This is a genomic window from Streptomyces sp. NPDC051136, from assembly GCF_044455745.1.
Classification (GTDB): Bacteria; Actinomycetota; Actinomycetes; order Streptomycetales; family Streptomycetaceae; genus Streptomyces.
Genome location: NZ_JBITFE010000012.1, coordinates 1 through 17,949 on the forward strand (window position 1 = coordinate 1; position 17,949 = coordinate 17,949).

Annotated in this window: 15 protein-coding genes and 1 rRNA gene; 12 read left to right on the forward strand and 4 right to left on the reverse strand. The window is 73.9% G+C overall.

The window, feature by feature from the left end:
• The 3 genes from rrf to ACIBCJ_RS30165 all read left to right on the forward strand — a co-directional run.
• A 5S ribosomal RNA gene (gene rrf / locus ACIBCJ_RS30155) occupies positions 1–86 on the forward strand; the annotation flags it as partial.
• Between the two features lie 422 nt (positions 87–508).
• Positions 509–1,456, forward strand: a complete 948-nt coding sequence (locus ACIBCJ_RS30160) for a hypothetical protein (RefSeq protein WP_365980679.1) — start codon at positions 509–511, stop codon at positions 1,454–1,456.
• Positions 1,348–2,133 carry a hypothetical protein gene (locus ACIBCJ_RS30165; RefSeq protein ID WP_365980677.1) on the forward strand — a complete coding sequence of 262 codons (786 nt, stop codon included), beginning with the start codon at positions 1,348–1,350 and terminating at the stop codon, positions 2,131–2,133. Before ACIBCJ_RS30160 ends, ACIBCJ_RS30165 begins: the two co-directional genes overlap by 109 nt.
• A gap of 68 nt (positions 2,134–2,201) precedes the next feature.
• Here ACIBCJ_RS30165 and ACIBCJ_RS30170 read toward each other — a convergent pair whose 3' ends face one another.
• Positions 2,202–3,494: a DUF1015 domain-containing protein gene (locus ACIBCJ_RS30170; protein ID WP_365980667.1), complete on the reverse strand. Its 1,293-nt coding sequence runs from the start codon at positions 3,492–3,494 to the stop codon at positions 2,202–2,204.
• Between the two features lie 72 nt (positions 3,495–3,566).
• Between ACIBCJ_RS30170 and ACIBCJ_RS30175 the strand changes: the two genes are divergently transcribed.
• The 4 genes from ACIBCJ_RS30175 (at position 3,567) to ACIBCJ_RS30190 (ending at position 7,680) form a co-directional block, all read left to right on the forward strand.
• Positions 3,567–4,598: an HAD hydrolase-like protein gene (locus ACIBCJ_RS30175; RefSeq protein WP_365980666.1), complete on the forward strand. Its 1,032-nt coding sequence runs from the start codon at positions 3,567–3,569 to the stop codon at positions 4,596–4,598.
• A gap of 120 nt (positions 4,599–4,718) precedes the next feature.
• Positions 4,719–5,765 carry an iron ABC transporter permease gene (locus ACIBCJ_RS30180; RefSeq protein WP_133887886.1) on the forward strand — a complete coding sequence of 349 codons (1,047 nt, stop codon included), beginning with the start codon at positions 4,719–4,721 and terminating at the stop codon, positions 5,763–5,765.
• Positions 5,766–5,770: 5 nt separating this feature from the next.
• A complete protein-coding gene (locus ACIBCJ_RS30185; protein ID WP_362107402.1) occupies positions 5,771–6,808 on the forward strand; it encodes an iron chelate uptake ABC transporter family permease subunit in 1,038 nt (345 codons plus the stop codon).
• Positions 6,805–7,680 carry an ABC transporter ATP-binding protein gene (locus ACIBCJ_RS30190; RefSeq protein ID WP_365980665.1) on the forward strand — a complete coding sequence of 292 codons (876 nt, stop codon included), beginning with the start codon at positions 6,805–6,807 and terminating at the stop codon, positions 7,678–7,680. The genes ACIBCJ_RS30185 and ACIBCJ_RS30190 overlap by 4 nt, the downstream gene beginning before the upstream one ends.
• Here the strand turns inward: ACIBCJ_RS30190 and ACIBCJ_RS30195 are convergent.
• The gene (locus ACIBCJ_RS30195; RefSeq protein ID WP_133887888.1) at positions 7,664–8,011 is read right to left on the reverse strand and encodes a sterol-binding protein; all 348 of its coding nucleotides are present in this window, start codon (positions 8,009–8,011) and stop codon (positions 7,664–7,666) included. The genes ACIBCJ_RS30190 and ACIBCJ_RS30195 overlap by 17 nt on opposite strands.
• A gap of 42 nt (positions 8,012–8,053) precedes the next feature.
• Between ACIBCJ_RS30195 and ACIBCJ_RS30200 the strand changes: the two genes are divergently transcribed.
• The 5 genes from ACIBCJ_RS30200 (at position 8,054) to ACIBCJ_RS30220 (ending at position 13,770) form a co-directional block, all read left to right on the forward strand.
• On the forward strand, positions 8,054–8,365 hold the full coding sequence (locus tag ACIBCJ_RS30200; protein ID WP_362107387.1) for a hypothetical protein: 312 nt from the start codon (positions 8,054–8,056) through the stop codon (positions 8,363–8,365).
• Between the two features lie 7 nt (positions 8,366–8,372).
• Positions 8,373–9,188 carry a hemolysin gene (locus ACIBCJ_RS30205; RefSeq protein WP_362107384.1) on the forward strand — a complete coding sequence of 272 codons (816 nt, stop codon included), beginning with the start codon at positions 8,373–8,375 and terminating at the stop codon, positions 9,186–9,188.
• Positions 9,185–10,090, forward strand: a complete 906-nt coding sequence (locus tag ACIBCJ_RS30210) for an NAD kinase (protein ID WP_362107381.1) — start codon at positions 9,185–9,187, stop codon at positions 10,088–10,090. Before ACIBCJ_RS30205 ends, ACIBCJ_RS30210 begins: the two co-directional genes overlap by 4 nt.
• Before the next feature lie 188 nt (positions 10,091–10,278).
• Positions 10,279–11,997, forward strand: a complete 1,719-nt coding sequence (recN, locus tag ACIBCJ_RS30215) for a DNA repair protein RecN (protein ID WP_133888208.1) — start codon at positions 10,279–10,281, stop codon at positions 11,995–11,997.
• Positions 11,998–12,621: 624 nt separating this feature from the next.
• Complete coding sequence (locus ACIBCJ_RS30220; RefSeq protein ID WP_365980664.1) at positions 12,622–13,770, forward strand: glycosyltransferase family 4 protein; 1,149 nt, start codon at positions 12,622–12,624, stop codon at positions 13,768–13,770.
• A 32-nt stretch (positions 13,771–13,802) separates the two neighbouring features.
• Here ACIBCJ_RS30220 and ACIBCJ_RS30225 read toward each other — a convergent pair whose 3' ends face one another.
• The gene (locus ACIBCJ_RS30225; RefSeq protein WP_365980663.1) at positions 13,803–15,449 is read right to left on the reverse strand and encodes a PucR family transcriptional regulator; all 1,647 of its coding nucleotides are present in this window, start codon (positions 15,447–15,449) and stop codon (positions 13,803–13,805) included.
• Positions 15,450–15,584: 135 nt separating this feature from the next.
• A complete protein-coding gene (locus ACIBCJ_RS30230) occupies positions 15,585–17,411 on the reverse strand; it encodes a glycoside hydrolase family 15 protein (protein WP_362107372.1) in 1,827 nt (608 codons plus the stop codon).
• Positions 17,412–17,949: the final 538 nt, after the last annotated feature.

The window sequence follows — 17,949 nt, forward strand, 5'->3', positions numbered from 1 at the left end:
GTTACATTTCGAACCCGGAAGCTAAGCCTTACAGCGCCGATGGTACTGCAGGGGGGACCCTGTGGGAGAGTAGGACGCCGCCGAACAATCTTTGGGAAGGACCCCTGGTCCCCAGCGTTCAGCTGGGGACCAGGGGTCCTTTCGTTTTTCCAAGGCGCACCGGGTACCCGGCTGCGTGAGAATGACTTGCGGTACCGAAGACAGGAGTCACCGATGTCCACCAACTCTCCCGACGATCGACCGGAGCGCGACCAGCGGCGACGGGACAGTGGCGACCGCGGGGGTCAGCGCGGGGACCGTGGTGGGTTCCGACGCGACGACCGCCGGGGCGATGACCGGGGCGGACCGCGTGGTGGCTTCCGCCGGGACGACCGCGACCGCGGGCCCCGTCGGGACGACCGCGATCGCGGTGGTGACCGGGGCTTCCGTCGGGACGACCGGGGCGGCGACCGTCCTTCGTTCCGTCGCGACGATCGTGGCGACCGCGGTGACCGGCCGTCCTTCCGCCGTGACGACCGCGGTGACCGTCCCGCGTACCGCCGTGACGACCGTCCCTCCTTCCGTCGCGACGACCGTCGTGACGACCGGCGTGACGATCGCGGTGGATTCGGGCGTCGTGATGACAGCCGGCGCGACGACAGCCGTCGTGACGACCGGGGTGGGCAGCGCGGTGGTTTCCGTCGGGACGACCGGCGGGATGACCGGCGTGACGGTCGTCGCGAGGACAACCGCGGTGCCGGTTACGGGCGTCGGGACGATCGTGGCGATGACCGGGGCTTCCGTCGGGACGACCGGGGCGGCGACCGTCCTTCGTTCCGTCGCGACGATCGTGGCGACCGCGGTGACCGGCCGTCCTTCCGCCGTGACGACCGCGGTGACCGTCCCGCGTACCGCCGTGACGACCGTCCCCCCTTCCGTCGCGACGACCGCCGTGACGACCGCCGTGACGACCGTCCCTCGTTCCGGCGTGACGAGCGTCGGGACGACCGACGCGACGACCGCCGTGACGACCGTCCCCCCTTCCGCCGTGACGACCGTCGTGACGACAACCGCGGTGATCGTGGCGGGTTCCGTCGTGACGACCGCGGTGATCGTGGTGGGTTCCGCCGTGACGACAACCGTGGCGAGCGGGGCGGGTTCGGTCGGCGTGACGACCGGCGCGACGACGGCCGGGGCGGCGACCGCGGTGGGTTCCGTGGGCGTGACGACCGCGGGGGCCGTGGTCCCCGGCGCGACGACCGGGGTGGGCGGCCCGGTGGCTTCCGTGGACGTGACGACCGGAACGCCGGCGGTGGCCGCTTCCGTGACGAGCGGGACCGTGACCGCGACCGCGAGCCGATCAAGCGTCTGCCGATCCCCGAGGAGGTCACGGGCGACGAGATCGACAAGGACGTACGGCAGGAGCTGCAGAGCCTGCCCAAGACGCTCGCGGAGGACGTCGCCAGGAACCTGGTGATGGTCGCGCGCCTGCTCGACGAGGACCCGGAGGCCGCGTACGGCTACTCCAGGGTGGCTCTGCGTCTCGCGTCCCGTGTCGCTGCCGTACGGGAGGCGGCCGGGTTCGCCGCGTACGCCAGCCAGAAGTACAGCGAGGCGCTGGCGGAGTTCCGGGCCGCGCGGCGCATGACCGGGTCGGTGGAGCTGTGGCCGGTGATGGCCGACTGCGAGCGTGGGCTCGGCCGGCCGGAGAAGGCGCTGGACATGGCCGGTGCCCCCGAGGTGCACAAGCTGGACAAGGCCGGCCAGGTCGAGATGCGCCTCGTCGCGGCCGGCGCCCGGCGGGACATGGGGCAGCTGGACGCGGCGATCGTGACGCTGCAGAGCCCCGAGCTGGCCTCCAACTCCGTGCAGCCGTGGACCGCGCGACTGCGGTACGCCTACGCCGACGCGCTGCTGGCCGCGGGCCGGGAGCGGGAGGCGCGGGAGTGGTTCGCGAAGGCCGTCGAGTCGGACCGGGACGGCAGCACGGACGCTTCCGACCGGCTCGCCGAGCTGGACGGTGTGGAGTTCATGGACGCCCTGGACGAGCACGAGGGCGAGGCCGGGTCCGGCGGTGACGTGGAGAGCGCGTCCACCGAGGACGGCGACAAGGACCGCGACAACGACCGCGACCAGGACGGCGACGAGGACTGACGCGTCGCGCACGGCGAGGGGGCGGGCCCGTGGACAGGGCCCGCCCCCTCGCCGTGTCGTGGGCCGGGTCAGGTGTCGAGGGCGCGCAGTACCAGGCCGGTGGCGGGTTTCGGGCCGAAGGACGTCGACTTGCGGGGCATCGTGACGCCCTGTCGGGCCAGGTCGCGCACGACCTCCTCACGGACCGGGTGCATGAGCACCGCCGTACCGCCGTCGCGTTCGGCCTTCTCGACGGTGGCCGCCGTGTCGTGGATGTAGGAGATGTGGGCCGCCGAGTCGTCGGGGACGTGCCAGACGTGGGCGAGGAGCGTGGCGTGCAGGACGGTGGCGTCCAGGGTGCGCCAGGCCTCGGGCCGGTCGGTGGGGACCGTGCGGGCCAGCAGTACGGGGTCCGGCAGGTCGACGAGATGGAAGGCGCCGTCGCCGGCGAGGAGGAAGGCGTTGCCCGCCTCGGCCGCCTTCGCCAGCGTCTTCAGGGACTCGGACAGCGGGGTGTCCAGGCGGCGCACGCGGAAGTGCCCGTCCAGGGCGGCGATCGCGTCGTGCACCGGGACGCCGTGCAGCAGACGGTGGATGGCGCGGACCCGGAGCGGATAGCGGGCCGTGTCGACCAGAAGGACGAGGCCATGGTCCCAGGGGCTGGGGGAGGGGTGCTCCGCGCGGAGCGTGCGGTACGTGGCCCAGCGGTGGTGGCCGTCGGCGATGAGGGCCTGCTGCCGTGACAGTTCGGCTTGGACGCGGGCCACGGCGGCCTGGTCGGTGACCGACCACAGGCGGTGACGGAAACCGTCCTCCGTGGTCGTCGCGAGCAGCGGCGGCTGGGCGGCGGTGCATTCCACGAGCTCGCTGGTGGCCGGGGTCTCGCCGTCGCCGCGGTAGGTCAGGAGCAGGGGTTCGAGGTTGGCCCAGGTGGCCCGCATCAGTGCGGCGCGGTCGGCGACGACGTGGGGCATGACGTCCTCGTGCGGCAGGACCACCCGCTCCGCGGGGTCCGTCACCCGCAGGGCGCCGATGACGCCGCGCTGGAGCAGGCCGGCGTCGTCGCGTTGCTCATAGACGTACAGGCCCGGTTCGGGGTCGGTGGTCAGGACGCCCTCCGCCGTCCAGCGGCGCAGGGTGCGGGCCGCCTGCTCGTTGCGTGCCTCGGGGGTGGCGGCCTGGGGCAGGATCAGCCGGACGATGTTGTGCGGGTCGGCGGACTCGAGGTGGAGCAGGCCGTCGGGGCGGACCACGACGTCGTAGGGCGGGGAGGTCACGGCGGCCAGGCTGCCGACCCGGTCGGGGTCGTAGCGGAGGCCTCGGAACGGGGTGAGTTCCAGGCCCCGGCGCGCCGTTGCTTCCGGGTGACCTGCAGTATTCATCCCGGCATCGTACGTGTGTCAGCGGCATGGGGGATGATCGGGGGAAAGGCGACGAACGAGGAGCGATGCGCGATGAGCCGGAGCGTCAGGACAAGGCCCGAGGGCAGTGGGCAGGGCCTGAACGAGGCCTATGACACGGCGCTGCTCGACCTGGACGGCGTGGTGTACACCGGGGGGAACGCGATCGCTCACGCCGTCGAGTCCCTCGGCGCCGCCCGCGACGGGGGCATGCACCTGGCGTACGTCACCAACAACGCGCTGCGGACCCCGGAGACGGTGGCCGCGCACCTGACCGAGCTGGGGATAGCGACGGACGGCGCCGACGTCATCACCTCGGCGCAGGCGGTGGCCCGGCTGATCGCCGAGCAGGTGCCCGCGGGTGCGCGGGTGCTGGTGATCGGCGGTGAGGGGCTGCGGGTGGCGCTGCGCGAGCGCGGTCTCGAGCCCGTGGAGTCGGCCGAGGACGATCCGGCGGCCGTCGTGCAGGGGTTCGGCGGTCCCGAGCTGCCGTGGGGCCGGTTCGCCGAAGCCTGTTACGCCATCGCGCGGGGCGTGCCCTGGTACGCCTCCAACACCGACCTGACCATCCCGAGCGCCCGGGGGATCGCCCCGGGCAACGGCGCCGCGGTGGAGGTCGTGCGCATCGCGACCGGCGCCGACCCGCAGGTCGCGGGGAAGCCGCTGCCCCCCATGCACCGGGAGACGATCCTGCGGACCGGCGCCGAGCGGCCGTTGGTGGTGGGCGACCGGCTGGACACGGACATCGAGGGGGCGTTCAACGGGGAGGTCGACTCGCTGCTCGTGCTGACCGGCGTGACCGACGGCGCGCAGCTGCTGGCGGCGCCGCCGCAGCACCGGCCGACGTACGTGGACGCCGACCTGCGCGGGCTGCTCACCGGCCAGCCGGACGTCACCGGCGATGCGGAGGGAGGCTTCCGCTGCGGCGGCTGGACGGCGACGGCCGGCCGGGAGCGGCTGGAGCTGGCGGGTGACGGCGCGGCGCTGGACGGGCTCCGTGCCCTGTGCGCGGCGGCCTGGACGGCGGGCGGGGAGCAGGGCTGCGGGCTGGACTCGGGGAAGGCGCTGGCGCGGCTTGGGTTGTGAGGCGACGCACCGGGAAGGCGCCCCTTCGCGGAGCGGAGCGTTCCGGGGTGTGCCGGACCGGGAGGCTCCCGGGCACCTCGGGGATCGTGATCGGTTAGCAGGGTAGGCTAACCTAACTGCGTGTTGGTCGACAGTCCCCCCGAACAGCGCGCGGAGACCGCTCCCGCGCCGCCCTCCAAGCGCCGCGTCCTGCGTGCCGCGGGGCTGCCCGTCGCCGTGGCGGTCCTGGTGCTCGTCGCGATGGCGAGCATCGCGATCGGCGCCAAGGACCTTTCCCTGGGGGAGGTCTGGCACGGCCTCTTCCACGACTCGGGCACCTACGGCGACGTCGTCGTGGGCGAGCGGCTGTCGCGGACCGCGCTCGGCCTGCTGGCCGGGGCCGCCCTCGGACTCGCGGGGGCGGTACTGCAGGCGCTCACCCGCAACCCGCTGGCCGATCCCGGGCTGCTCGGCATCAACGCGGGCGCCTCGGCGGCCGTCGTCACGGGCATCACCTTCTTCGGCGTCACCTCGCTGACCGGGTACGTCTGGTTCGCCTTCGCCGGTGCGGCGGGGGTCGGCGCGCTCGTCTGGTTCCTGGGCGGCAGCCGGGGGGCCACACCGGTGCGGCTGGTGCTGGCCGGCACGGCGATCAGCGCCGCGCTCTTCGGCTACCTCCAGGCCGTGATGATCATGGACGACGCGGCGCTGGGCCGGATGCGCTTCTGGACGGTCGGTTCACTGGCCTCGGCGACGAACGGCACCATCCGCGAAGTGCTGCCCTTCTTCGTGACGGGCACCGTCCTCGCCCTCGCGCTCGCCCGGCCGCTCAACGCCATGGAGATGGGCGACGACACCGCCAGGGCCCTCGGCGCCAACCTGAACCGCACCCGGGCGCTGTCCATGCTCGCGGCGACCGTGCTGTGCGGGGCCGCGACCGCCGCCTGCGGTCCGATCGTGTTCGTCGGGCTGATGATCCCGCACATCGTCCGCTCCTTCACCGGGCCCGACATGCGCTGGATCCTGCCCTACGCGGCGATCCTGTCGCCGGTGCTGCTGCTCGGCGCGGACGTGCTCGGCCGGATCGTCGCACGGCCCTCGGAACTCCAGGTCGGCATCGTCACCGCCGTCCTGGGCGGGCCGGTCTTCATCTTTCTCGTACGACGGCGGAGGACGGCCCAGCTGTGAAGACCGTGAAGACCAACCGTGCCGTGCGCAGCCGGGGCGGGCTGTCCTTCCGCCTGGACGTGCGGGCCGCCGTCGTGGTCGCCCTGCTGCTGGTCCTCGCGCTCGCCGCGAGCGTGCTGCTGATCGGCACCGGCGACTTCGACATACCGCCCGCCGACGTGCTGAGGACCCTGTTCGGCCAGGGCGACGCGGGCCAGGAGTTCATCGTCAACGAACTGCGGCTGCCGCGGGTCCTGGTCGGGCTGCTGGTCGGCGGCGCGCTCGGTGTCGGCGGCGCCCTCTTCCAGGCCATCTCCCGCAACCCGCTGGGCAGTCCCGACGTCCTCGGCCTCGGGCAAGGGGCGACGGCCGGTGCGCTCATCATGATCGTGCTGTTCTCCGGCAGCTCGGCCCAGGTCACCGTCGGCGCGCTCGTCGGCGGCCTGGTGACCGGGCTTGCCATCTATCTGCTCGCCTGGAAGCGGGGCGTGCACGGATACCGGCTGGTCCTGGTCGGTATCGGCGTGTCCGCGATCGTCACGGCGGTCAACGGCTACCTGCTCACCCGCGCCGACATCGTCGACGCGTCCCGCGCCGTCGTCTGGATGACCGGTTCCCTCAACGGCCGCGACTGGGACCAGGTCTGGCCCCTGCTCGCGCTGTGCGCCGTACTCGTCCCGCTCGTGCTCACCAACGGCCGGGCGCTGCGGATGATGGAGATGGGCGACGACGTCTCGTACGCCCTCGGGGTGCGCGTAGAGCGGGTGCGGGCGCTGCTGATGGTCGCCGCCGTCCTGCTCACCGCCGCCGCGACCGCCGCCGCGGGACCGGTCAGCTTCGTCGCCCTCACGGCACCGCAGCTCGCCCGGCGCCTGACCCGTTCGCCCGGCCCCAACCTCGTGCCGTCCCTGTGCATGGGCGCCGCCCTGCTGGTCGGCGCGGACTGGATCTCGCAGCGGGTCTTCGGCGCCGACCAGCTGCCCGTGGGCGTCGTCACCGGCGTCCTGGGCGGCGTCTACCTGCTGTGGCTGCTGGTCACCGAGCGCAAGGCGGGCCGGATATGAGGGCCGGCACCGGTGACCACAGCGGGCTGAACAACCGAAGGAGCAACGTGAACCGCCTGACCGCCGAGAACGTCACCCTCGCCTACGACCAGCGGGTCATCGCTGAGAAGCTGTCGGTGGCGATACCCGACAACTCCTTCACGGTGATCGTCGGTCCGAACGCGTGCGGCAAGTCCACCCTGCTGCGGGCCCTGTCACGGATGCTCAAGCCCAGCGAGGGCCGGGTGCTGCTCGACGGGTCGGTCATCCAGTCGATGCCCGCCAAGCAGGTCGCCCGGACCCTCGGCCTGCTGCCGCAGTCGTCCATCGCGCCCGACGGCATCACCGTCGGCGACCTCGTCGGCCGCGGCCGCTACCCGCACCAGGGCATCCTGCGGCAGTGGTCGGCCGAGGACGAACGGGTGGTCCAGGAGTCGATGGCCCAGACCGGCATCGCCGAGCTGGCCGACCGCTACGTCGACGAACTCTCCGGCGGACAGCGCCAGCGCGTGTGGATCGCCATGGCGCTCGCCCAGCAGACCCCGCTGCTGCTCCTGGACGAGCCGACGACGTACCTGGACATCCAGCACCAGATCGACGTCCTCGACCTGTGCGCGGAGCTGCACGAGGAGCAGGGCCGCACCCTGGTGGCCGTGCTGCACGACCTCAACCACGCCGCCCGCTACGCCACCCACCTCATCGCGCTGCGCGGCGGGGAGGTCGTCGCCGAGGGCGCGCCGAAGGACATCGTCACCGCCGACCTCGTCGAGCGGGTATTCGGGCTGCGCTGCCAGGTCATCGACGACCCGGAGACGGGCACACCGCTGGTGGTGCCGGCCGCGCGCAAGCGGCGTACCGAGCCGGTGAAGACGGCCGCTACAGGAGCTTCCTGAGCCGGAACAGGTCGCGCAGCCCCGCCTCCAGCCTCACCCGACCCGAGCCCCAGGCCCTGGCGAAGTTCAGCTCGCCCGCCACCAGGGCCACCAGGTCGTCCCCGGTCATCGCCAGCCTGATCTCGGCCCTCTCGCGCGGCGGGCCCTCCAGGGTCTCGCGCACGTCGATGCGGCCGTCCGTCATGCGTCCGGCGAAGGTGACGTCCAGGTCGGTGATGTGGCAGCTCACCGAGCGGTCCAGCTCCGTGGCCGCCCGCACGTCCCCTTCGGCGCCGCGCATGCTGTCCGAAAGCTTGTCGAGTGCGGCACGGCACTCCTCAGTCGTCGCCATCGGGACCGACCGTACCCCAGTGCCACGCGGTAGCGTCGGGGCATGAGCGACGCAGCACCCGAGCCGGAGCCCCGGCCGGGACCCGAAGAGGCGCAGCACGGGGACCGTCCGGAGCCGGGGCACGAGCCGGCCGCCCCCGCCCCGCTGGAGGTCCCCCGCGCGCCCACCGGGAACGCCGAGGTCGACGCCCGGCTGGCGCGGCTGGCCGATGCCGACCACCTGGCCACCGACGGACACGTCGAGGTGTACGAGGATGTACACCGGGGGCTGCGCGACGCGCTCACCGCGCTGGACGCCCGCCCGGGACCACCGGCGCCCCCGCCGCCGCCATCACCGTACGACCGCAGGAGCTGAACCGAACGTGGCAGGAGTCGCACGCCGCCGTCTCGACGCGGAGCTGGTGCGCCGCAAGCTGGCGCGCTCGCGCGAGCACGCGAGCCAGCTGATCGCCGCCGGGCGGGTCACCGTCGGCAAGACCGTCGCGACCAAACCCGCCACGCAGGTCGAGACCGCCGCCGCGATCGTGGTGACCGCCGACGACGACGACCCCGACTACGTCTCGCGCGGCGGCCACAAGCTCGCCGGCGCCCTCGCCGCCTTCGGGCCGCAGGGCCTCGTCGTCGAGGGCCGCCGGGCCCTGGACGCGGGCGCCTCCACCGGGGGCTTCACCGACGTACTGCTGCGGGCGGGCGCCGCGCACGTCGTCGCCGTGGACGTCGGGTACGGACAGCTCGCGTGGAGTCTCCGGCAGGATGAACGCGTCACCGTCAAGGACCGTACGAACGTACGCGAGTTGACGCCGGAAGCGATCGATGGGGAGCCCGTGGACCTGGTCGTGGGGGATCTGTCCTTCATCCCGCTCGGGCTGGTACTGCCCGCACTGGTGCGGTGCACCCGGCCGGACGCCGATCTGGTGATGATGGTGAAGCCGCAGTTCGAGGTGGGGAAGGAACGGCTGGGCAGCGGGGGAGTGGTACGCAGTGCGCAGCTGCGCGCCGAGGCGGTGCGCGGCGTCGCGCAGAAGGCCTGGGAACTGGGGCTCGGCGTGAAGGGGGTCACCGCCAGTCCGCTGCCGGGTCCCTCCGGGAACGTCGAGTACTTTCTGTGGCTGCGGGCCGGGGCCGGTGCACTGGACCCGGCCGATGTCGATCGTGCAGTGGCGGAGGGGCCGCGTTGACACAGAACCGAGCGCGAACTGTTTTCCTGCTCGCCCACACCGGGCGTCCGGCGGCCATCCGCAGCGCGGAGCTGGTCGTCAAGGGGCTGCTGCGGGCCGGGATCGGCGTGCGGGTCCTGGAGGCCGAGGCGCGGGACCTGCCGCTGCCGAGCGAGGTGCAGCTGGTCGGCGAGGCCACCCCGCAGTGCCTCGACGGATGCGAGCTGCTGATCGTCCTCGGCGGTGACGGCACGCTGCTGCGCGGCGCCGAGTTCGCCCGCGCCTCCGGGGTGCCGATGCTCGGCGTCAACCTCGGGCGGGTCGGCTTCCTCGCCGAGGCCGAGCGGGACGACCTCGACAAGGTCGTCGACCGGGTGGTGAACCGGGCGTACGAGGTCGAGGAGCGGATGACCGTCGACGTCGTCGTGCACCGCAACGGCGACATCGTGCACACCGACTGGGCGCTGAACGAGGCCGCCGTGCAGAAGGCCGGTGCCGAGAAGCTGCTGGAAGTCGTCCTGGAGATCGACGGGCGACCGGTGACCGGGTTCGGCTGCGACGGCATCGTGCTGTCCACGCCGACCGGGTCGACGGCGTACGCTTTCTCGGCCGGCGGGCCGGTGGTGTGGCCCGAGGTGGAGGCGCTGCTGATGGTGCCGATCAGCGCGCACGCGCTGTTCGCCAAGCCCCTGGTGACCTCGCCGGACTCGGTGCTCGCGGTGGAGGTGCTGCCGCACGTCCCGCCGGGGGTGCTGTGGTGCGACGGGCGCCGGACGGTGGAGCTGCCGCCGGGCGCGCGGGTCGAGGTGCGGCGGGGGGCGGTGCCGGTGCGGCTGGCCCGGTTGCACCACGCTTCGTTCACCGACCGGTTGGTCGCGAAGTTCGCGTTGCCGGTTTCCGGATGGCGCGGGGCGCCGCACTAGAGGTCTCGAAGGGGTGGTTCTGGTCGTGACCAGGCCGCGGGCGGTCCGTGGCTGGTCGCGCCCCGCGGCGCAGCCGCCACCAGCACAGTCCCGCCCCCCTGAGGGACGTGCGCTCCCCGGTGTCGCACGGGCGGCCTGTGTGCGCTTCCCGCCCTCGACCTCGTAAGGTCGTGTCCGTGCTTGAGGAGATGCGGATACGGTCGCTCGGGGTCATCGACGACGCGGTGGTCGAGCTGTCGCCCGGGTTCACCGCTGTCACCGGTGAGACGGGTGCGGGCAAGACCATGGTGGTCACCAGCCTCGGGCTGCTCCTGGGCGGCCGCGCGGACGCGGCGCTGGTGCGGATCGGGGCGAAGAACGCGGTCGTCGAGGGGCGCATCGCGGTGCCCGGCGACGCCGCGGCAGCCGTCCGGGCCGAGGAGGCCGGGGCCGAGCTGGACGACGGGGCGCTGCTGATCAGCCGTACCGTTTCCGCCGAGGGGCGCTCGCGGGCGCACCTGGGCGGGCGGTCGGTGCCGGTGGGGATGCTCGCCGAGCTGGCCGACGAGCTGGTGGCGGTGCACGGGCAGACCGACCAGCAGGGGCTGCTCAAGCTGTCCCGGCAGCGGCAGGCCCTCGACCGCTACGCGGGCGACGCGGTCGCCGGGCCGCTCGCCAAGTACACCGAGGCCTACCGGAGGCTGCGGGCCGTCGCCGCCGAGCTGGACGAGATCACCACCCGCGCGCGGGAACGCGCCCAGGAGGCCGACCTGCTGCGCTACGGCCTCGACGAGATCGCCGCGGTCGAGCCGCGCGCCGGGGAGGACGCCGAGCTGGCGGAGGAGGCGGAGCGGCTGGGCCACGCCGAGGCGCTCGCGTCGGCCGCCACGGCCGCCCATGCCGCCCTCGCGGGCAACCCGGAGGACCCCGAGGGCGTGGACGGTGCGACGCTCGTCGCGGGCGCCCAGCGGGCCCTGGACGCCGTACGGTCGCACGACCCGGCGCTGGCCGGGCTCGCCGAGCGGATCGGTGAGGTCGGCATCCTGCTGCGCGACGTGGCCGGGGAGCTAGCCGGGTACGCCGACGACCTGGACGCCGACCCGCTGCGGCTGGCGGCGGTCGAGGAGCGCCGGGCCGCGCTCACCGCGCTGACCCGGAAGTACGGCGAGGACATCGACGCCGTGCTGAGCTGGGCCGAGCAGAGCGCGGCGCGGCTGACCGAGCTGGACGGCGACGACGAGCGGATCGGCGAGCTGACCGCCGAGCGGGACGCGCTGCGGGCGGAACTGGGCGGCCTCGCCCAGGCGCTGACCGACGCGCGCACCGAGGCGGCCGAGCGGTTCGCCGCCGCCGTGACCGCCGAGCTGGCGTCGCTCGCCATGCCCCACGCGCGCGTGTCGTTCGAGATCCGGCAGACCGAGGACCCCGAGGGCGTCGAGGTCGGCGGGCGGACGGTCGCCTACGGGTCGTCGGGCGCCGACGAGGTGGAGCTGCTGCTGGCCCCGCACCCCGGCGCGCCGCCCCGCCCGATCGCCAAGGGCGCGTCCGGCGGTGAGCTGTCGCGTGTGATGCTGGCCGTGGAGGTCGTCTTCGCGGGCACGGATCCGGTGCCGACGTACCTCTTCGACGAGGTCGACGCGGGGGTCGGCGGCAAGGCGGCGGTGGAGATCGGCCGTCGTCTCGCCCGACTGGCGAAGAAGGCGCAGGTCGTGGTCGTCACGCACCTGCCGCAGGTGGCGGCGTTCGCCGACCGGCAGCTGCTGGTGGAGAAGACGAACGACGGCTCCGTGACCCGCTCCGGCGTGAAGGTCCTGGAGGGCGAGGACCGCGTCCGGGAGCTGTCCCGGATGCTCGCCGGCCAGGAGGACTCGGAGACGGCCCGCGCCCACGCTGAGGAACTCCTGGAGACGGCCCGGTCGGACCAGTAGCAGCACACGGCCGCCCGCCCCCGGAACGCGGGGAACGCGCCCGGCCCGGTGACGGACCGCGCAGGCGGCCCGGCCCCTGCCCTTGCCTTTGCCTTTGCCGCCGGCAGCGGCGTGCCGGAGCCGCCCGGCGTCCCGGTGGGGCGTGCCGGAGGACGGCCTCGGTGGCCTGCCGGGACGGGTGCCGGGTGGCTGCCGGGCGGGTGGGGTCTGGGCGGGCGGCGTCCGTGGGCGCACGAGGGGGTGACGTCCGGGCGGCCGGGGGTGTCGCGGGGCGGTATCGGGGCATGCGCGGAGTTGGAGTCGTCCGGTGGTCCGGTGCCGGGCAGCGTGCGCCGGAGGCGCCCCGGATCTCCGCGGGAGGTCCGGCCGCGGGCGTGGTGTCGGAGGGCCGGTGCGTCGGCCCGCCCGGGGTGTACGCGTCGCATTCACTCGTACGAGTGAGGTGGTTCGGTGTCGTTGTCCCGTCGGTCCGCCGTTCGTGGCGCTCGTCGTTCCCGGAACACCCGTGCGGCCTGGCATCCTTGACGGAGCGGCGCACGGGAATCCGCCCGGCGCACCCCGTCCGCACCATCCTTCTGTACGTTCTTCGTGACCGTCCCCGCCGAACCCAGGAGCCCCGGCCAGGTGACCCCCGTGAGCAGCCACTCACCGCACGGCCAGTCGCCCCTGCGCACCGTGCAGGTGCTGGGCGGCGGCAACGCCCGCAGCAGCACGCACGTGCGCTCGCTGGCCGCGGGGCTCGTCGCGCGGGGCGTGAAGGTGACGGTGTGCGCCCCCTCCGAGGCGGAGCGCACCTACGACTTCACGGGTGCCGGAGCCGACCACGTCCACGTGCCGCGCAGCAGCGACCCCGTGTCGGTGGCCGCGCTGCGGACGGTGTGCGCGGACGCCGACCTGGTGCACGCGCACGGACTGCACGCCTCCTTCCGGGCCGTACTGGCCCTCGGCGGGCGGCGCGTGCGGACGCCGCTCGTCGTCACCTGGCACGACCGGGTGCACGCCGAGGGAGCCCGCGCCCAACTGCTGCGCGTGCTGGAGCGGCGGGTGATGAAGGCCGCCACCGTGGTGCTCGGCGCCACCTCGGAGCTGGTCGACGGGGCACGGCGGGCCGGCGCGCGGGACGCCCGGCTCGGCCCCGTCGCCCTCCCCGCCCGGCCGGCCCGCCCGCCCGGGCCGGAGGACCCCGACCGGCTGCGCGCCAAGGTACGGGCCGAACTCGGCGCCGTCGAACGGCCGTTGCTGATCGCCGTCGGTTCCCTCGACCGGCACCGGGGATACGACGTCCTGCTCGACGCGGCCCGCGCGTGGCGCCGCCTCGACCCGGCGCCGCTGGTCGTCGTCGCCGGACAGGGGCCGCTGCGCGGGGAGTTGCAGACGCGGATCGAGGACGAGGAACTGCCGGTGCTGCTCCTCGGCAGCCGCGACGACGTGCCCGACCTGCTGGCGGCGGCCGACCTCGCGCTGCTGCCGAGCCGCCGGGAGCCGGGACGGTCCGTCCTCGCCCAGGAGGCCCTCCACGCGCGCGTGCCGCTCGTCGCGGGCGCCGTCGGCGGCATCCCCGAACTCGTCGGCGACGCCGCCGAACTCGTGCCGCCCGGGAACGCGAAGGCGCTCGCCGACGCCGTCGTCCGCCTGCTCGGCGACCCGGTACGGCGGGCCGGGCTGCGCGAGCGCGGCGTACGGCAGGCGGCCGGCTGGCCGACCGAGGACGAGACCGTCGCCCAGGTGCTGAGCGTCTACGACGAGTTGACGCAGCCCACGCCGTTGCTCTAGGCACCCGCCCGCGGGCGAGGGCCGGGCCGCGGCTACGGCACGTGGCGGCGGGCGCGCAGGGCGAGGCTCAACGCCAGCACGGTCTGCGGGTCGTCGAGGTCCGTGCCGAGCAACTCCCCGATCCGGGCCAGCCGGTTGTAGAGCGTCTGCCGGTTCAGATGGAGTTCCCGCGCCGTCTCCGCCTTGCGCCCGGCGTGCGCCAAGTACGTCTGGAGCGTGGGCAGCAGGGGTGGCTTCGAGCGGTCGTCGTGCTCACGCAGCGGCCCGATCGCCCGGTCGACGAACGCCGCCAGGTCCGGGTGGTCGCGCAACCGCCACAGCAGCAGGTCGATGTCCAGGCGCCGGGCGTCGTACCAGAGTCGGCCGGTCAGGCCCTGCGCCGCGGTCGCCGTCTCCGCCGCGTGCCTGAGACCCGCCGACGCCGCCGCCCAGCCGCCGGACACCCCGACGACCACCACCGGCGGCTGCGCCCCCGGACGCTGCATCCCGGCCCGCTCCGCGCCCGTCCGCAGCGCAGCCGCGACCCGGTCCGCGACGGTCGTCCGCTCGGACTCCGCGCGCAGCCCCAGCAGCAGCGGCACCCGGCCCTCCACCGGACGTACGCCCAGCAGCACCGGAACCCCCACCGACGCCAGCTCCTCGGCGACCGCGCGCGCCAGCACCGCCCAGCCGCCGCCCGCCGGGGACAGGGCGTCGCCGAGCCGCATCACCACCGGCAGCAGCGGTCCCGAGCCCGGCTTGAAGCCCAGGACCCGGGCCTGCGCCGGCGCGTCCTCGGCGGTGATCCGGCCCTCGGCGAGGTCGGTGAGGAAGTCGCCCCGCCCGCGCGCCGCCAGCTCCTCCTCCTGCCGCGCCTGCATCAGCACCACGGCGAGGATGCCGGCCGCCCGCTCCGCCGCCATCCGGTGCACCGGCGCCAGCGGGGACCGCACCGGCAGCAGCACGAGGCGGGCCCGGACCGACCCGGCACCGGGCCCGCCGCCGGGCACGTCCACCAGGACCGAGCCCGCCGGAGGCGGCGCGTCCTTGTGCGGGCCCCGCAGCCCTTCCCAGACCTGGAGGGGATCGGCGCCCTCGGGCCCGGAACCGGCGGCGTACAGCAGGCGGCCGTCGGTGGTCTCGAGGAAGACCGGGTTGCCGGCGAAGTCGGCCAGGATCCCCAGCACCTGGGGCACCCCGCCGCCGCCCAGCAGGGCCTCGGTGCAGCGGCGGTGCACCTCCTCGGCCCGCTGGAGCAGCGCGTAGTGACCGTTGACGATCTCGGTGTGGATCTCCTCGGTGACCGTCACGAACGGCACCTCGCGATGCAGCTGGACCAGCGGCAGACCGGCCGCGCGGGCCGTGTCGACCAAGGCGGCCGGCAGCCGGGCGAAGCGCGGCCCCAGCTCCATCACGAGGGCCGCGATGCCCCGCTCGGCCAGCGTGCGGACGAACGCCCGCTGCTCGGCGGGGCGGGTGCCCAGGCCGTACCCCGTGGTCAGCAGCAGCTCTCCGCCCTTGAGGAGCGAGGCGATGTTGGGCACCTCACCGGCGTGCACCCAGCGCACCGTGCGGTGCAGCCGGTCGACGCCCGCGAGGATCTCCGGCAGACCACTGCGCAGCCCGGGCAGCTCCAGTGCCCGCCGCACCGTGATCCCGGCGCCCTGGGTGTCGAATCCGCTGTTCATGCCGCTGTCCATGAGCCGGACGCTACCCGGCGCGGCCGTCCGGGACATCCACCCGGTGCCCCCGGGGAGATGCGGTCACCGCCGGCGCGGCAGGCCGCCCCGGTCGCACGGGCGGGTGCGGCCGGGGCGGTCGGTGATGCCGGGTGTTCAGCCGCCGTAGGCGCCGCTGGCCGTCAGCCTGAGGGCGGTGTCGATCAGGGGCACGTGGCTGAAGGCCTGCGGGAAGTTGCCGACCTGGCGCTGCAGGCGGGGGTCCCACTCCTCGGCGAGCAGACCGAGGTCGTTGCGCAGGGACAGCAGCTTCTCGAAGAGCTTCCTCGCCTCGTCCACCCGGCCGATCATCGCCAGGTCGTCCGCCATCCAGAACGAGCAGGCCAGGAACGCGCCCTCGTCGCCCGGCAGGCCGTCGACGCCCTCCGCCTCGCCGTCCGTCGGGTAGCGCAGGATGAAACCGTCCGAGGTGGACAGCTCGCGCTGGATGGCCTCGATGGTGCCGATGACCCGCTTGTCGTCCGGCGGCAGAAAGCCCATCTGCGGGATCAGCAGCAGCGAGGCGTCCAGCGCCTGCGAGCCGTAGGACTGCGTGAAGGTGTTGCGTTCCTTGTCGTAGCCCTTCTCGCACACGTCCCGGTGGATGTCGTCACGCAGCTGCTTCCAGCGCTCCAGCGGGCCGTCGGCGTCGCCGGACTCGATCAGCTTGATGGTGCGGTCGACGGCGACCCAGGCCATCACCTTGGAGTGCACGAAGTGGCGGCGCGGGCCGCGCACCTCCCAGATGCCCTCGTCCGGCTCGTGCCAGTGGGACTCCAGGTAGCGGATCAGCTTGAGCTGGAGCACCGAGGCGTAGTCGTTGCGGGCCAGGCCCGTCATGTGGCCCAGGTGCAGGGCCTCGGTCACCTCGCCGTAGACGTCCAGCTGGAGCTGGTGGGCCGCGCCGTTGCCCACCCGGACCGGGGTGGAGTTCTCGTAGCCCGGCAGCCAGTCCAGCTCCGCCTCGCCCAGCTCCCGCTCACCGGCGATGCCGTACATGATCTGCAGGTTCTCCGGGTCGCCCGCGACCGCGCGCAGCAGCCACTCGCGCCAGGCGCGGGCCTCCTCCCGGTAGCCGGTGCGCAGCAGCGACGACAGCGTGATCGCGGCGTCGCGCAGCCACGTGTAGCGGTAGTCCCAGTTGCGGACGCCGCCGATGTCCTCCGGCAGGGAGGTGGTGGGCGCGGCGACGATGCCGCCGGTGGGGGCGTACGTCAGGGCCTTCAGCGTGATCAGGGAGCGGACCACGGCCTCCCGGTAGGGACCGTGGTACGTACAGTGCTCGACCCAGTCGCGCCAGAAGTCCTCGGTGGCCACCAGCGACTGCTCCGGCTCCGGAAGCGCCGGCGGCTCCTTGTGCGAGGGCTCCCACGAGATCGTGAACGCGATCCGGTCACCCGGGGCGACCGTGAAGTCCGCGTACGTGGTCAGCGCCTTGCCGTAGGTCTCCGCCTCGGTGTCGAACCACACGGAGTCCGGGCCCGCGACGGCCACCGTGCGGCCCTCCTGCTTGTGCACCCAGGGCACCACCCGGCCGTAGCTGAACCGCATCCGCAGCTCCGAGCGCATCGGCACCCGGCCGGAGACGCCCTCCACGATCCGGATCAGCTGCGGCGCGCCGTCGCGCGGCGGCATGAAATCGATCACGCGCACGGTGCCGCGCGGGGTGTCCCACTCGGACTCCAGGATCAGCGAGTCGCCGCGGTAGGTCCGCCGGGCCGAGGTGGGCGGCTCGGCGCCGGGGGCATAGGCGGGGCCGAGCCGCCAGAAGCCGTGCTCCCCGGTGCCCAGCAGGCCGGCGAAGATGGCATGCGAGTCGAAGCGGGGCAGGCACAGCCAGTCGACTGTGCCGTCCCGGCAGACCAGGGCAGCGGTCTGCATGTCTCCGATGAGTGCGTAGTCTTCGATGCGCCCGGCCACGTGCAACTCCAGTCGAACGGCCACGTCACCCCGCGTGGGGGCGGTCGCTAATACGGTCAGCGGTCAAGGGTGGGGTCAGAGGAATGGGTCGGGGATGTGCTTCGGGGGATGTGTTCCGAGGGACGGGTGCCCCGCGTGTCATGCCTCATTGAGCCATGAAGCAAAGCAGCCGTCCGGCCGTGAAGCCAAACGTGGTACCCCGGACAACCATTGTTGCGCAGCGAACTGACGAGCTCCCGTGGTCCGGTTGCCGACCGGCGAGGGGTGGTGCCGTGTCGCCGGGCCTGCTCGGCAGCGAACGTCCGAGCAGGATACGACGCACGTAGATGATCTGTGTGCCGCTCCGGGCAACCCGGGTCCGCCGAACGAGTGACCGTGCGGTGAGGAAACTGTGACCGTCCCACCTGCGTGTCCGGCCGTACGCGGAGGGTGGCCGGAAGCCATCGCCCCGAGGCGCTGTTACGCTGGTAGCCCGTGGACCGGTGGGAGAAGAACCCCGGAACCGCAGCGACGGCGCCGCCGCCGACCCCCGGTACGACCGGGGCGGAGGACGAACGCACCG